This window comes from Thalassospira sp. NFXS8 (genome assembly GCF_040148805.1).
Classification (GTDB): Bacteria; Pseudomonadota; Alphaproteobacteria; order Rhodospirillales; family Thalassospiraceae; genus Thalassospira.
The window spans coordinates 496,322-510,938 of record NZ_JAGEMF010000003.1 but is presented as its reverse complement, the minus strand read 5'-3'; the positions used below and the strand labels follow the sequence as shown (position 1 = coordinate 510,938).

Sequence of the window (14,617 nt, the reverse complement as noted above, 5' to 3'; positions counted from 1 at the left end):
CGCACTTTAACAAAATTAACAATCAGGCTTTCGAAAACAGGGTCTCGGGTTCTGCACCTGCTCCGGCCAGTTCGCGTTCCGCCTGGGTAAAGCCATATCCCGGAACAATTTCGCCCTGGCGGTCGCTGATCTGGTCCCACTGTGCGACCACACGCGCAGGAGCATTTTCACCGTCGCCAATTTGCACACCCGGGGTCAGGGTGACATTTGCACAGGCAAAATGCCCCGCTCCGGCGCACATTATTGCCCGTGTCGGTGCCTTTTCGCCCACCAGCGCCAAAAGGCCGGGGCTAACAAGGTCCGGGGCAAGTTTGGCAAGGGCATCGGGGGCCAGCAGGCCATCGGTCATTTGCGTGGCAGCGGTCGGGGCAAGGCAGTTAACGCGAATGTTGTATTTCTCGCCTTCCAGCGCCAGTGTTTGCATCAGGCCGACCAATGCCATTTTCGCCGCCCCGTAATTGGCTTGGCCGAAATTTCCATAAAGACCCGAGGACGAGGTGGTCATCACAATGCGGCCATAGCCTTGCTGGCGCATGATTTCCCATACGGCCTTGGTGCAAATGGCCGCACCCATCAGATGAACATCAACGACCAGACGGAAATCGGCCAGGTCCATCTTGGCAAAGCTTTTGTCGCGCAGGATACCGGCGTTATTGACCAGAATGTCAATACGGCCCCATGCCGACATGGTGTGTTCAACCATCTCGCCAATCCGGGCTTCATCGGTTACCGATGCTGCAAAGGCAATTGCCTCGCCACCATTGGCGTTAATTTCGCTAGCAACACGTGTTGCACTGTCGCCGTCCATATCATTGACAACAACCCGTGCGCCAAGGCTGGCCAGCAAAAGTGCATGGCACCGGCCCAATCCCCCGCCCGCACCGGTCACAATTGCAGTACGATCCCGAAGCTCCATTTTTGTATCCCTTATTGTCATCGGCAACTTATTAACTCACTAGTGAATTAATAATAAAAACGCAAGAGTTTCTTTTGCTGCGGCCCCGGTTCGGGGCCCCATAATTTCGTGTCATATTCCCTGGCAGTACGAAGGGAAACCGTTACCGCAAACGCACTGTCAGCCTCAAATTTGGTCGCTTTGTCTTACGGCATCTTCGGCGCAGAACGTTCCTTGCAAACTGCAAGAAAACCAGCTGTCATGAAGGTTGCCATGCGCTCCTTAACTGCGACGAAATCGCCCGATTTGCACAAACCCCCCGACAACTTGTCGATACGTCCGGTGCGCGCCAGGGTCAGCATTAATGCCCCGGTGACAAAGTGATATCCCCAAAAAATATCTTCCTCCGCACTATCAGGCAACGCAGCCTTAAGAAGGTCAATCAGGCGCAAAACAACCGGGTCAAAATGCTTGTCCATCATGTCCGCGCCCCATTCCGGAGTATTGGCTACTTGCGCGCCGAGGGCAGCGTAGTTTTTCCAGCCATCCCCGCCTTCGATATATAAATCAAGGTCGGTATCAAGAAAGGCCCGAAGCGCGCCTTCCACCGTTGGCTTGCCGTCACATTCAAGCTCGTATTCCTTAAGGACGCGCAGACGTCGCTCGCTTGTAATAACGGCCCGGCGTTCAAACACGGCATCGAACAGCTGTTTCTTGTCCTCGAAATAGTAATTGATCAATGTGTGATGCACGCCAACATATTTGGCGACATCCTTTAAGGTCACGCCATACAGACCATGTCTGGAAAAAAGATATTCAGCAGCATCGAGTATCTTCTCAATCATCTCGGCACGCTGTTCTGCCTTGGTCGAACTTCTGGGCCGCGATTTCTTCTCTACAGACAAGTTTGATACCTTTCCAAATTATGATCCACCATCGGACAAATCGTTGTACCTTGCGCACGGCACCTTCCCCGCAGCCTTTGCCAGATCAGGGCGACGCGGTCCGGATAACGGCACCGTGTCATTTAAGGTCTCACGCAAGATCAAAGGCCTGTGCGGCATTGCCGGGGGCAGGATCACACCGGCTTCACCGTACAGGGCCACTAAAAACCGCTATCAACATAACCGCGAAGGCTTGTGATATCCAAACGATTTGACAGGCTGATAACCGGGTATGCTTCGCTTTTGCGCTACCCGCCCGGTATTCATAATCTGGATCCTGGCGTTAGGCATTATTCACTTCAAACAGCCCGGCAGCCCCCATGCCGCCGCCGACACACATGGTCACCACAACATATTTCACACCACGACGACGTCCTTCTAACAGCGCATGGCCGACAAGACGCGCGCCAGTCATACCATAAGGATGGCCTATCGAAATGCCGCCACCATTCACATTGTAAATGGCGGGATCAATCCCCAAATGGTCCCGGCAATAAAGTGCTTGCACGGCAAAGGCTTCGTTTAGCTCCCACAGCCCGATATCCTTAACGCCAAGCCCGTGTTGTTTTAACAATTTGGGAATGGCATATATCGGGCCGATGCCCATTTCTTCGGGCGGGCAGCCAGCTACCGCCATGCCGCGATATATTCCCAGCGGAGACAATCCGCGTTTTTCCGCCCGTTTTGCATCCATCAAAATACAGGCCGATGCGCCGTCGGAAAGCTGGCTGGCATTCCCGGCCGTAATCACGCCGCCGTCGATAACCGGCTTTAGCCCGGCCAAGCCATCTAAAGTGGTCGAGGGGCGGTTGCCTTCATCGCGATCAAGGGTGACCTCACGTTCTGACACCACACCGGTTTCCTTGTCCTGCACTTTCATACGGGTTGAAATCGGCACGATTTCGTCGTTAAACAAGCCATTGGCCTGCGCGTTTGCGGTGCGTAACTGCGATTGCAGGCCGTATTCATCCTGTGCCTCGCGGCTGATGCCGTATTTGTTGGCAACAAATTCAGCCGTTTTTAACATCGGCATATAGGCGTGGGGCGCACCGGCACTAACATTTTCGTCGGCATCTTCCTGTATCCAGGAAAAATAACGGTCCTGCACCGCCGAAATATTATCCTGCCCGCCGGCGGCAACAATATCCATACCATCAACCATGATCTGTTTGGCGGCGGTTGCAATCGCCATCAGGCCCGATGCACATTGTCGGTCCATGGTCTGGCCCGGCACCGTTACCGGAAGGCCAGCCGCAAAGACCGCATTGCGCGCCAGGTTCATGCCCGCGGTTCCGGCAGCCAAAACCGTACCCAGAATAAAATCCTCGATCTCGGCGGCATCAATTTTGGCTCGCGCCACAGCGTGTTGTAAAACATGGCCGGCCAGCGTCGGCGATTTAATGGCATTCAGGCTTCCGCGATAGGCGCGCCCGATACCGGTGCGCGCAGTGCTGACGATGACGGCTTCTCTCATGCGTATTCTCCCGTTTTCAATCCGCTGGCTTTACATTCGCAACGTCATAATCACGCTGCGTGCTGCCATCTGTTATGGTTCAGGCGATGCCGTATTCGCTGCGAAGGCGCAGTTTGTCTATTTTTCCGGTCGATGCCCGGGGCATGCTGGGCACGCGCACCACAACATCGGGTATCCACCACGATGCCACGCGTCCACGCAAAGACGCACGAAGGTCATCGTCGCTGATGGTTTGATTTTTGCGCATTTCAACCAGCAGCACCGGCCGTTCACCCCATTTTTCATCGGGTCGGGCAATGACGGCGGCCAGTGATACTTGCGGCAGGGCGCTAACAATGGCTTCGATTTCGGCGGGGTTAATCCATTCGCCGCCCGATTTGATCAGTTCCTTGGCGCGCCCGGTAATCATCAGGTTGCCACGATCATCAATCCGGGCAAGGTCGCCGGTATCAAACCAGCCATCGGCATCGGTCGCACTTTTATCGTCGCCCAGATACCGCTCAACCACCGAGCAACCGCGCACCCGCAAATGTCCCTCGACATTACGTTGCTCTGCCAGGGCTTTGCCGTTGGCATCGGTCAATAACATATCTATTCCAACCGATGGACGGCCGGAAACCGAGGCGGTTCTTTCACTATCACAGGGCGATGACATTGCACCTAACGGGGAAAGCTCGGTCATGCCCCAACTGGTTTGTACTGCTACGCCAAGTCGCTCTTCAAGGCGCGCCATCAGGGCGGGTGGCATGGGGGCGCCGCCCATTAAAATGCGCTTTAAGGTCGGCACTTCACCGCCGCAGGCTTCAAGATGCTCGACCAGCCCCAGCCAGACTGTGGGCACCCCTGCCGCAACCGTGACCCCTTCCGAGGTGATCAGTTTTGCCAGACTGGCCCCGTCGGCCAAACGCCCCGGCAATACCAGTTTTGCGCCCACGGCCGGGGCTGCAAACGGCAAACCCCAGGCATTGGCATGAAACATCGGCACCATTGCCAGCACGGTGTCGGCTGCGGTAATGCCAATTACGTCCGCCTGAAGCAAACGCGATGTATGAAGGTAACTTGAACGATGGGTATAGCTCACCCCCTTGGGCGCGCCGGTGGTGCCCGAGGTGAAACACAGCCCGGACGCGGTTATTTCATCAAACCCGCCCCAGGCAATGTCGTTTGACGCCGCCGCAATTAACGGCGCCATCGCGGTGATGGCAAGTCCTTCGGCCTGCGCAGCGTCAAGGTCGGCCTCGCCATCCACCACCAGAATATGTTGCAACGGGGTATGGGCAACAATCTGGCGTGCAAGCGGCACCAGGTCGGCACTGACAATCAAAATACGCGCTTCGGACTGCGCAAGAATGCTTGCCGTTTGCTCAACCGTTAGCCGGGGATTTAACGTATGGCACGCTGCCCCGATCCCCATAATTCCGTACCATGCTTCGACGTGGGCCTGGCTGTTCCATACCAGTGTCGCCACGCGATCGCCCAGCCCGATCCCGCGGTCGACCAATATCTGCGACAATCGTTGCGCACGGTCTTTTAGATCGGCATAGCCCACCCGTTCCAGTACGCCATCAGGGCGCGCGCTGACCACCTCAACATCAGGGTGCCACTTGGCTGCATGATCCAGAAACTTATCGAGCGTCAGCGCATATCGCTGCATGGCACCGTCTATCATTCGAACTCCGATATCTCTGGTGGCGCGGCAATCATGCCTTGGCCGACATTCAATTTCTGCGAACGCTAGCGGTTGTTTCGCCGGGAAAGGGGCAATTGTTGCCCCGGTTACGGCCCCAAGTGGTGACGATCCCTGAACCAAAATGGGCTTTAAAGTGCGGTTCGGGTAAAACACAGCATTGCTCCTATGCTGTTTTCCACTCTTACCGTAATCCCTGTAGGTACTTGATTCTAAACACAGCTGCGCCACGTCGCGTCGATATCAATGACCTAATGATGGTTCTATGTCAACATTAACTATCAAGTGTGTGAATGTTTATTGAGTGCTATATATAAATGCTTCAGCTGTCGGGAATGCCATATGGGCGCCCCCTCCCCCAGATGTTATTGGGTAAAGTGCTATTTAGTTATTTAACCCGAACCGCCAGACAAGTAGCCTGACGGTTCGGGGAATTCAGGAATTTAATTTATGTTATCAAATGGTCTGGCCGCCAGATACCTCGATGCGTTGGCCGTTAATCCAGCGGTTGTCTTCCAAAAGCAGGCTTGCAATCATCGGCCCAATGTCGTCGGGCACGCCAACGCGGCCAAGGGCGGTCATATCGGCAAAAACCTTGTTCAGGTCGGGCATGTCGCGCACTGCTCCGCCCAGAAAATCGGTCTCAATTGCCCCGGGTGCCACGGTATTAACGGCAATGCCACGTGCGCCCAGTTCTTTCGCCATATAAACACTTAAAACCTCGACAGCGGCTTTCACTGCCGAATAGGCGCCAAAACCCGGATAAGAAACCCGCGTTAACCCGGACGAAAGGTTAACAATGCGCCCGCCATCGGTAATAAGCGGCAGCAATGTCTGGGTTAAAAAGAATACGCCTTTGAAGTGAACATCAACCAGCTTGTCAAACTGGTCTTCGGTGGTTTCGGCAAACGGTGCCATATCGCCATGTCCGGCATTGTTTACCAAATGATCAAAAGTTTCACGTTGCCAGTCATCCTTTAACCGGGTTGACAGGTTTTCGGCAAAAGAGGCAAAACCGGCGACATCGCCAATATCAAGCTGCAAGGCTGCTGCTTTGCGGCCCATCGACTGAATTTCGGCAACAACATCGAGTGCGGCGGCGTGGTTATTTTGATAGGTGATGATCACGTCACTGCCCTTGCGGGCAATGTTAATGGCTGTGTTGCGGCCAAGGCCACGGCTACCACCGGTTACGATTGCAATTTTGGTCATCGACAACTCCTTTTGTCTTTTGGGTTGTGTCTTTTACAATCCAGCCGCCTCCCGCGTCGTTGCCGAAACCTCTATATGCTTAGCCTAATCCTCCAATTCCTGTTTACGCCACCCCGGTGTTTGACGTAATATCAGGTCATGACACATCAGCTTATGGAACACGTGCAATCCTTTCTTGCGTCTTTGCCTGAAAAGACCGGAATTGCCCAAACCCCCATTCCCGGCCTAACCGCCATTTGCGCGACAAAGCCAGGTGGCCTTGATTATGCGATTTCACGACCGCTGGTTTGTTTCGTGCTGCAAGGTGAAAAACAAGTGGCAATGGGTACCAGCAATTTAACGCTTACTGCAGGCGATACCCTGTTAATTACGGCCGATGTTCCCACGGCCAGCCAAATCACTGTGGCTAGCCCGAATGCGCCCTATATGTCGCTGGTGATGGATCTTGATCTTGCGATTGTCGCTGAACTTGCAGTGCAGATGGACGTTCCTGCAGATACCAACGATATCGCGGCGCGGTGCGCAAAAACCGAAGCAGACGTGGCCGATGCTGCTTTGCGTCTGGTACGATTATGCAATAATCCACAATCAGTTAAGTTGCTTTACTCACAATTGGTTCGTGAACTGCATTACTGGCTTTTAACCAGTGCGCATGGGGCGGCAATTCGCCAATTGGGATGGCCCGACAGCCACAGCCAGCGCATCGCCCGTGCGATTGAATTTTTACAGGCGAAATTTGACCAGACCATTCCGGTTGATGATCTCGCCGCTGTTGCCGGGATGAGCCCGTCATCGTTTTATCATCACTTTCGTGCGGTAACGTCGCTGTCACCACTGCAATTTCAAAAACAGTTACGTCTTATCGAAGCCCGCCGCCGGTTCATGTCTGAAACCATTACCACAAGCAGCGTGGCATATGCCGTTGGATATGAAAGTGTTTCACAATTTACACGCGAATATCGCCGTATGTTTGGCCTGCCCCCGGGTAAAGATCGGGATCGTCAAATCATTGGCGTCAGGGCGGCTGAATAAAGCATATTCTGATCTGTCGTTATAACGGTACCAGAAAATCAGGACGGTTTGGCAAATGGCTGTCTTGCAAATCCGATAGTCGGCGCAAGGTGGTTTCGCGGGCCCGTATTAAATGCTGTTCCAGCAGTTGAGATGCGGCAATGCCATTGCCTGCTTTCAGTTCAAAGGCTATCGCCAGATGTTCGTTAATCGTATTTTCAACGATGTCATATGACTGGGTGGCGACAAAGGAAATATGGGTGGAAATCAGCGGTAACTGGCTACGATGGATCGCATCATTCATTGGCCGGTTAGTGCCCCCTAAAACGATATCAACGTGTAAATCCTTTTCCAGCCGCAAGATATCGTCTGTTGTGACTGTTTCAATTTCGTGCTGCGCTTTTTCAAGTCGGTCAATCATTTTACCAACGAGCGTTTTTTCCAGGGTCGCAGCAACTTCGCGTAGCGCAAGCGGTTCGAGGGCGCACCGCATGGCGTAATGGTCACGAATGTCCTTGTCGGTCATGGGGCCTGCCTGCCAGCGCCCATTTGGCAATTGTGCTACCAGCCCTACCCGTTCAATCCGGCTTAGAAATTCACGGGCAATGGTGCGGCTTACGCCATAATGGCCCGCAAGCCGCGCTTCGCTGATGCTGTAGGCACCAAAAACCAGTGCCGAGGCAACGGTTAGTTCAGCTTCGTCGAAAATGCGCATACGCCAGTTGCGATTACCCAGTATTTCAAGAAGTTCCGGGTCAATATCAAGTTCGAGATCGGCAAATCGCACGACGGCCGATGGGGCCTTACCCGTGCGGACATATCCCTGCCCTGGCGCGTTCACAAGTATCGCCTCGCCTTCCAGGCGCGCAAGGGCAGCACGCACCGGCACCCGCCCTACATCAAGCAGGCGTGCCACATCGGTTTCCCGAATACGCACACCACAGGGAATCCGGTTTTGTTCAATATTCGATTTCAAAATTTTATAAACCGCATCGTTGATGCGCGGTGGTTCGGTTTTCATCCGGGGCCTCTTTTTCCACGATTTATCCCCTGTAGAGCTACATTTCGTCAATTCATTTAAAAATGGATATTGCGCTCAATATACGTTTTTGCTAGATCTCGTATCCAACAAAAGCAAAAACACACCGCTTCGATATATTCCAAGGGAGGAAACCCGATGTCTTTTTCACTTCGTAAAGTGATCCCGGCTGTCACAGTGGCTACCACGCTTACGCTGGGTCTGTTTTCTGCGGCACATGCCACCACGATCCTGAAATTCGCCCATGTTTATGATCAATCAACGCCCTATCATAAGGTGCTGCTTGATGCCGCCGAGGCGATTAAAAAACAGACGGATGACCGTTATGAAATGCAGGTTTTCCCGTCCTCATCGCTCGGCAATGAAGAAGCCATCAATGAAGGTTTGTCGTTGGGCACCATTGACCTGATTTACACGGGCCCGGCCTTCATGGCGCAAAGCTATCCCGAAATCGGTATTCTCGATTATCCGTTTGTTTTTCGTGATTTTGATCATTGGCAGGCCTTCTGGAACAGCGACCTTCGCGATGAAATGGCAAAGGGCTATCAGGATGCGACAGGCAATGTTCTGGTAACGCACACCTATTACGGTACGCGCCAGGTTACATCGAACAAGCCAATTCTGAAGCCGTCCGATATGAAGGGCCTTAAAATACGCGTGCCCAATGCCCCTGCTTATACGTTGTTTCCGACAGCGGTTGGGGCCAATCCCACCCCGATGGCATTTTCGGAAGTCTATCTTGGTTTGCAACAGGGGGTGGTTGATGCGCAGGAAAACCCGTTGCCGACCATTAAAGCCGGCCAATTCTATGAAGTGCAAAGCGATATCAGCCTGACCAGCCATACCACTGCTACGCTGACCACAGTGATGTCAGGTGTGACATATGGTGATTTGTCACCAGAAGATCGCACCATCATTTTCAAAATATTGAAAGATGCCGCCACCAAAGCCACCCAGGATGTACGCGATCAGGAAAACAGCCTTGTTGCGTGGTTCAAGGACAAGGGCGTGAACGTTCATGACGTTGATCGTCAGCCATTTATGGATATCGTTCAGCCACTTTTGCAAAAGGCCGACATGCCTTGGTCCCCCGAGACATTTAAGCGTCTGGAAGCCATCGGCAAGTAAGTATCCGGTTATTTCGGGGCGGATGATTGTTTAATCGTTCGCCCCCTCCTGTGGCCAGGTATGGTGAAGGTCAATAATGAACAACCTTTCCGACGACCAGAGAATTGCCGGGGAAATCACCTCGCAAATTGATTCCCGACAAAGCGACATTAGCGATATTTCCTGGTGGGATGCGCCGGTTTTTGTGCTGTTTTGGGGACTTGTTCTTGTCGTTTTCCTTCAATTTTTTTCACGTTACGCATTGAACAGTTCCATCCCCTGGACCGAAGAAGTGGCCCGGTATCTGTTAATCGTGGTTACGTTTTCGGGTGCCTTTATTTGTGCACGCAAGAAAAGCCACATCTATCTGGACTTTTTCCATCTTTACATTCCCAAGGCTGCATCACGCGCCCTGTTTTTCCTGATGGATATGGTGACGGCAGTGTTTTTTGGTTACGCGGCCTGGTCCGGGGTGGCGTTGGCAAATCGTATGGGCCACCAGCGCATGATCAGCATTGATGTGCCACGTGCCTACCTGTTCTGGACGGTCGTGGTTTGTCTGGCAATCACCGCCATTGTCACATTGATACGCGGTTTTCATACCTTGCGGAGGTCCGGTGCATGACCCTTGCTATCATGTTTATTCTGTTGGCTGTTTTGCTGGTCTGTGGTGCGCCGGTTGCCGTGGCCCTTGCCGGGTCATCGCTGGTTTATCTGATCATTGCGGGCATGCCGCCGATCAGCATGCTCCATAACATGATTAATGGTGTAAACAGCTTTCCATTGCTTGCGGTGCCGTTTTTCATCATGGCCGGTCATTTGATGAATACCGGCGGTATTACGGTGCGCATTTTTAACTTTGCCCGTGCGCTTGTCGGTTGGCTACCTGGCGGGCTGGGCCATGTTAATGTTGGCGCCAGCGTGATTTTTGCCGGGATGTCGGGGGCCGCTGTGGCCGACGCCGGCGGGCTTGGTAATGTCGAAATCAAGGCCATGCGCGATGCAGGTTATGAAACCGGGTTTGCCGTTGGTATTACGGCGGCATCCTCAACCATCGGGCCTATTATCCCGCCATCCCTGCCGCTGGTTTTGTATGGCGTAATTGCCCAGGTTTCGATCGGGCAATTGTTTTTGGCCGGTGTGGTGCCGGGCCTTTTAATGGCAGTTGCCTTGATGGCGATGGTGGCGTGGTATTCTCATCGCCGCAATTATCCGCGCGATCGGGCCTTTTCCCTGTCTGGTCTCGGAACGGCCAGCAAGGCCGCCTTTTTACCGCTAATGACCCCGGTCATTATTATCGGCGGTATTTCAACCGGTCTGTTCACCCCAACCGAGGCCGCCGTTGCCGCCGTCGCCTATTCACTGGTTCTGGGGCTTGCGGTTTATCGCACTTTGACCATGCAGCATTTATTGCGCGTCACTATGGATACTGTCGAAACAACAGCGGCAATTATGCTGATTGTGGGTTCTGCCGCCGTTTTTGCCTGGATTTTGACCGCCAACCAGTCCGCCCAGCATTTGGCAAACTTTGTTCTCGGCTTTACCGATAACAAATACATGATCATTTTTTTAATGATGGTTCTGGTGCTGGTTGTGGGCTGTTTTATGGAAACCATCGCTGCCATCACCATCCTGGTGCCGGTTCTGTTGCCCATCGCGCACACTGTCGGAATCGACCCGGTGCATCTGGGAATCATCGTTATTCTAAACCTGATGTTAGGGCTGTTAACACCGCCCGTCGGGATGGTGCTTTATGTGCTGTCGCGGGTATCGGGCGTGCGCTTTGAAGAATGTGTCAGGGCAACCGCGCCGTTTCTGGTGCCCCTTGTTGTTGTGTTGATGCTGCTGGCTTTCATTCCACAACTCAGCCTTGGCCTGCCATCCCTGCTTTACCGTTAAATCCACTGTCGCTTTAAAGGACCTGGTAAATTGAAAATCACCGCCGTTAAAACCTTCATTCTCCATGTTCCGGTCACCCGGAACGGGGTATCGGACAGCACCCACTCCCTCACCCATTGGGGCGCGCCCGGTGTGATTATTGAAACCGATGCCGGAATTACCGGGTACGGGTATTCCGGTACTCACGCCCATTTGCCAAGCGACCGTTTGATCACGCAGTGTATTGAAACCTGCTTTGCCGATCTTGTTATCGGTCGTAACCCGCTGGAGGTAACGGCCCTGTGGCGCGAAATGGAACGGTTCCCGCCGGTACAATGGGTTGGCCGTGGCGGCATTACTCATTTGGCACTGGGCGCAATTGACGTTGCGCTGTGGGATATCAAATCCAAGGCCAGCAATATGCCGCTTTGGCAGGAAATGGGTGGCAAGGCACGCAAAATTCGCGCTTATAATACTGATGGTGGCTGGTTGAACTGGTCGATGGAAACCCTGGTTGATGATTGCCGCCGTCTTGTTCAGGAGGATGGTTATACCGGTGTTAAAATCAAGGTTGGCAGCCCCAACCTGAGTACTGATATCAAACGACTGGAAGCCGTGCGCAAGGCCATTGGTCCCGATGTTACCCTGGCGGTTGATGCCAATGGATTGATGGATTTGCCAACAGCAATGCGCTTTGGCAAATATCTGGCCGATACCGATGTGATGTGGTTTGAAGAACCGTTATGGTACGATGACGTCATTAGCCATAAACGCCTTGCTGAAAGCATTACCACGCCAATCGCACTTGGCGAACAGCTTTACCTGCCGCACAATTTTGCAAGTTTCATCGAGGCCGGTGCCCTGCATTATGCCCAACCCGATGTCGCGCGCCTGGGCGGGGTAACGCCGTGGATCCAGGTTGCCGATATGGCCCTGAATTATGGTTTGCCGGTGGTGTCACATGTTGGCGACATGATGCAAACCCACATTCATACCGCCATTGGTCATCCGTCAAATACGATGTTGGAATATATCCCGTGGTTGCGCGAATGCTTTACCGACCCGGCAACAGTCGAGGATGGTTATTTTCTTGTTCCGCAACAACCCGGCGCCGGTACCACCTTGCGGGACGATGCCCTGGATCGCTTCGGTGTGGCATAAGGAAATTTGTCATGACTGAACATATGAAATCCATTTGCATCACCAGTCCTGATAATATCAGTCTAACCACCCGTCCCGTACCGGTTCCCGGTCCGGGCGAGGTGCGGGTCGCCTTGCGTTATGTTGGTTATTGTGGATCAGACCTTAGCAGTTTTCAGGGTCGCAACCCGATGGTTGATTTTCCACGTGTTCCAGGCCACGAACTTTCGGGTGTCATCGATGACATTGGCACGGCGGTACCGCATGATTATGTGACAGGCCAGCAGGTTACCATCCTGCCCTATTTTAACTGTGGAACCTGTATTGCGTGCCGCAACAACCGGCCCAATGCGTGCCGGAATAATCAGACAATGGGGGTACAACGCGAAGGTGCGCTTTCCGAATATACCTGTGTGCCATATCGCCACATCATCCCGGTTGATACCCTTTGTCAACGTGACACCGCCCTTGTCGAGCCGCTGGCAGTGGGTTTTCATGCTGTTGAACGCGCTCGTATTCAACCGGGTGAAAAAGTTGTTGTTTTAGGCGTCGGCATGATCGGTTTGGGTATCCTTTTGGCGGCTTTGCGCAAAGGTGCTCATGTTATCGCTGTCGATCTTTCGGCGAAAAAGCTTGAAATTGCCCGTCAGCTTGGTGCGGTTGAAATTATCAATGCCAGTACCGAAGATGTTATCACCCGTTTGCTTTCCCTGACAAACGGCGAAGGTCCGTCGGTTATTCTTGAAGCAGCCGGAAGCCCCCATACCTTTCGGCAGGCAGTAGATGTCGCCTCGCAATGTGCCCGGGTTGTTTATGTGGGCTACACCAAAGTCCCGGTCGAGTTTGAAACCCGGCTGTTTGTGTCCAAGGAAATCGAAATTCTGGGGTCACGTGGCGCAACCCGGCAGGATTTTGAAAAAGTCATCTGGTTTCTTCACGATAATCCTGCCTGCGCCGATATTATCATTTCGCGGACAGTTTCTATTGAACAGGCCGATAGCGCAATGCGCGAATGGGCTGCCAATCCCGGCGGTATTACCAAAATTCTGGTTCGTCTTGGCAATGCAAACGCCGAAAACGGGGACAAAAAATGATAGAAACTCCTTTTTCGCTTTCAGGCCATCGCGCTCTGATTACGGGTGGCAGTGGCGGTTTGGGCAAGGCAATTGGCAAATGCTTTTTGCAATCCGGTGCCGAGGTCATTTTAACCGGCACAAGCGAAACCAAACTGGAAACTGTTCGCAAGGAACTGGACGGCAAAGTTCAAATCATTTGTTTTGATGTAACAGATACCAGTAACAGCCGTGATTTCGCAAAAACCGTTGAAAGCCGATTTGGCAGGATATCCGTGTTGGTCAACAATGCTGGAAATACCGTGAAAAAACCGGTCGATGATATGGGGGTGGATGATTTTACCAATGTCATGAATACCCATGTGACCGGTGCCTTCTCGCTCAGTCAGGCTTTTTTGCCACAAATTCGCCAGGCAAACGGAAAAGGATCGATACTGTTTACCGCATCAATGGCATCCTTTTTGGGTATTCCCCATGTCATTGGCTATTCGGCGGCAAAGGCAGCCTATGTCGGGCTGGTTCGTGCCCTGGCAACCGAACTGGCACCAGATGGAATCCGGGTAAACGGTGTGGCGCCGGGCTGGATCAGAACCGACCTTTTTGAAAAAGCCACCCAAACCGACCCGGCCCGCTTCGCCAAAATCCGCGCCCGCATCCCGATGGATTGTTTCGGCGACCCCGAAGATATCGGCTGGGCCATGACATATTTGGCATCGCGGGCGGCAAAATATGTAACCGGCGAAATTCTGGTCGTTGATGGCGGTGCCTTGCACGGGTTTTAGGGGCTCTATCCCAACATTGTCCTATTTACGTCTGATAGTGTCCATTGCCGCCGATCGCGACCTGTTATGGACCTGTTCTGCTTTGTTTTCCCACGGCGGAACGGGTTGAAAATAACGCATCAGTTCATTTGTCTTAATGTTGGTTTTTGGCAGCATTTCTATCGTTCGTAACCAGATAAGGCTTATGGGCCTGTCTTCAGCGCGCAGGTTGGTTCCGGTTTTTGTGACCGGGAAAAGCCCCCACAGCACGCCCTTTACAAACAAAAGACTATCTGCGCTATAACGTCTTTGATCTCCAACCTATCTGAAATTGCATATTTTATCTTGCGCCGTTAATCAGCGCTAAATTTATAGTATTTTGTCAAATCTTCACTG

At 52.9% G+C, this 14,617-nt stretch carries 13 protein-coding genes; 7 read left to right on the top strand and 6 right to left on the bottom strand.

Annotated features, from left to right (window positions below; genetic code table 11):
* Positions 1-22 precede the first annotated feature (22 nt).
* The 5 genes from J4E05_RS18650 to J4E05_RS18630 form a co-directional block, all read right to left on the bottom strand.
* Positions 23-916 carry an SDR family NAD(P)-dependent oxidoreductase gene (locus J4E05_RS18650; RefSeq protein WP_349598730.1) on the bottom strand — a complete coding sequence of 298 codons (894 nt, stop codon included), beginning with the start codon at positions 914-916 and terminating at the stop codon, positions 23-25.
* Positions 917-1,101: 185 nt separating this feature from the next.
* On the bottom strand, positions 1,102-1,800 hold the full coding sequence (locus J4E05_RS18645) for a TetR/AcrR family transcriptional regulator (protein WP_210402869.1): 699 nt from the start codon (positions 1,798-1,800) through the stop codon (positions 1,102-1,104).
* A 322-nt stretch (positions 1,801-2,122) separates the two neighbouring features.
* A complete protein-coding gene (locus tag J4E05_RS18640; protein ID WP_349598726.1) occupies positions 2,123-3,313 on the bottom strand; it encodes an acetyl-CoA C-acyltransferase in 1,191 nt (396 codons plus the stop codon).
* A gap of 79 nt (positions 3,314-3,392) precedes the next feature.
* Positions 3,393-4,982, bottom strand: a complete 1,590-nt coding sequence (locus J4E05_RS18635; RefSeq protein WP_349598723.1) for an AMP-binding protein — start codon at positions 4,980-4,982, stop codon at positions 3,393-3,395.
* 474 nt (positions 4,983-5,456) lie between these two features.
* On the bottom strand, positions 5,457-6,212 hold the full coding sequence (locus tag J4E05_RS18630; RefSeq protein ID WP_085590265.1) for an SDR family oxidoreductase: 756 nt from the start codon (positions 6,210-6,212) through the stop codon (positions 5,457-5,459).
* A 138-nt stretch (positions 6,213-6,350) separates the two neighbouring features.
* On the opposite strand from J4E05_RS18630, the gene J4E05_RS18625 reads away from it, so the two are divergent.
* Positions 6,351-7,244 (top strand): AraC family transcriptional regulator, encoded by an 894-nt coding sequence (locus J4E05_RS18625; RefSeq protein WP_349598720.1) that lies wholly within the window; start codon positions 6,351-6,353, stop codon positions 7,242-7,244.
* Positions 7,245-7,263: 19 nt separating this feature from the next.
* On the opposite strand, the gene J4E05_RS18620 is transcribed toward J4E05_RS18625, so the two are convergent.
* Positions 7,264-8,244, bottom strand: coding sequence for a GntR family transcriptional regulator (locus J4E05_RS18620; protein WP_349598717.1), 981 nt, complete (start codon positions 8,242-8,244; stop codon positions 7,264-7,266).
* A gap of 156 nt (positions 8,245-8,400) precedes the next feature.
* On the opposite strand from J4E05_RS18620, the gene J4E05_RS18615 reads away from it, so the two are divergent.
* From J4E05_RS18615 to J4E05_RS18590, 6 genes are all read left to right on the top strand, one after another.
* Positions 8,401-9,390 (top strand): sialic acid TRAP transporter substrate-binding protein SiaP, encoded by a 990-nt coding sequence (locus J4E05_RS18615; protein ID WP_349598715.1) that lies wholly within the window; start codon positions 8,401-8,403, stop codon positions 9,388-9,390.
* Between the two features lie 76 nt (positions 9,391-9,466).
* Complete coding sequence (locus J4E05_RS18610; protein WP_349598713.1) at positions 9,467-9,994, top strand: TRAP transporter small permease; 528 nt, start codon at positions 9,467-9,469, stop codon at positions 9,992-9,994.
* Positions 9,991-11,268, top strand: coding sequence for a TRAP transporter large permease (locus J4E05_RS18605; protein WP_349598710.1), 1,278 nt, complete (start codon positions 9,991-9,993; stop codon positions 11,266-11,268). The genes J4E05_RS18610 and J4E05_RS18605 overlap by 4 nt, the downstream gene beginning before the upstream one ends.
* A 30-nt stretch (positions 11,269-11,298) precedes the next feature.
* Positions 11,299-12,408, top strand: a complete 1,110-nt coding sequence (locus J4E05_RS18600; RefSeq protein ID WP_349598708.1) for a mandelate racemase/muconate lactonizing enzyme family protein — start codon at positions 11,299-11,301, stop codon at positions 12,406-12,408.
* Positions 12,409-12,419: 11 nt separating this feature from the next.
* Positions 12,420-13,481: a zinc-binding alcohol dehydrogenase family protein gene (locus J4E05_RS18595; protein ID WP_349598706.1), complete on the top strand. Its 1,062-nt coding sequence runs from the start codon at positions 12,420-12,422 to the stop codon at positions 13,479-13,481.
* A complete protein-coding gene (locus tag J4E05_RS18590; RefSeq protein ID WP_349598703.1) occupies positions 13,478-14,242 on the top strand; it encodes an SDR family NAD(P)-dependent oxidoreductase in 765 nt (254 codons plus the stop codon). Before J4E05_RS18595 ends, J4E05_RS18590 begins: the two co-directional genes overlap by 4 nt.
* Positions 14,243-14,617 lie beyond the last annotated feature (375 nt).

Bases quoted from the DNA above. Each gene is read 5' to 3' on its own strand.
- J4E05_RS18650 (WP_349598730.1), bottom strand. From the start codon at position 916: ATGGAGCTTCGGGATCGTACTGCAATTGTGACCGGTGCGGGCGGGGGA.
- J4E05_RS18640 (WP_349598726.1), bottom strand. From the start codon at position 3,313: ATGAGAGAAGCCGTCATCGTCAGCACTGCGCGCACCGGTATCGGGCGC.
- J4E05_RS18635 (WP_349598723.1), bottom strand. From the start codon at position 4,982: ATGATAGACGGTGCCATGCAGCGATATGCGCTGACGCTCGATAAGTTT.
- J4E05_RS18630 (WP_085590265.1), bottom strand. From the start codon at position 6,212: ATGACCAAAATTGCAATCGTAACCGGTGGTAGCCGTGGCCTTGGCCGC.
- J4E05_RS18625 (WP_349598720.1), top strand. From the start codon at position 6,351: ATGACACATCAGCTTATGGAACACGTGCAATCCTTTCTTGCGTCTTTG.
- J4E05_RS18620 (WP_349598717.1), bottom strand. From the start codon at position 8,244: ATGAAAACCGAACCACCGCGCATCAACGATGCGGTTTATAAAATTTTG.
- J4E05_RS18615 (WP_349598715.1), top strand. From the start codon at position 8,401: ATGTCTTTTTCACTTCGTAAAGTGATCCCGGCTGTCACAGTGGCTACC.
- J4E05_RS18610 (WP_349598713.1), top strand. From the start codon at position 9,467: ATGAACAACCTTTCCGACGACCAGAGAATTGCCGGGGAAATCACCTCG.
- J4E05_RS18605 (WP_349598710.1), top strand. From the start codon at position 9,991: ATGACCCTTGCTATCATGTTTATTCTGTTGGCTGTTTTGCTGGTCTGT.
- J4E05_RS18595 (WP_349598706.1), top strand. From the start codon at position 12,420: ATGACTGAACATATGAAATCCATTTGCATCACCAGTCCTGATAATATC.
- J4E05_RS18590 (WP_349598703.1), top strand. From the start codon at position 13,478: ATGATAGAAACTCCTTTTTCGCTTTCAGGCCATCGCGCTCTGATTACG.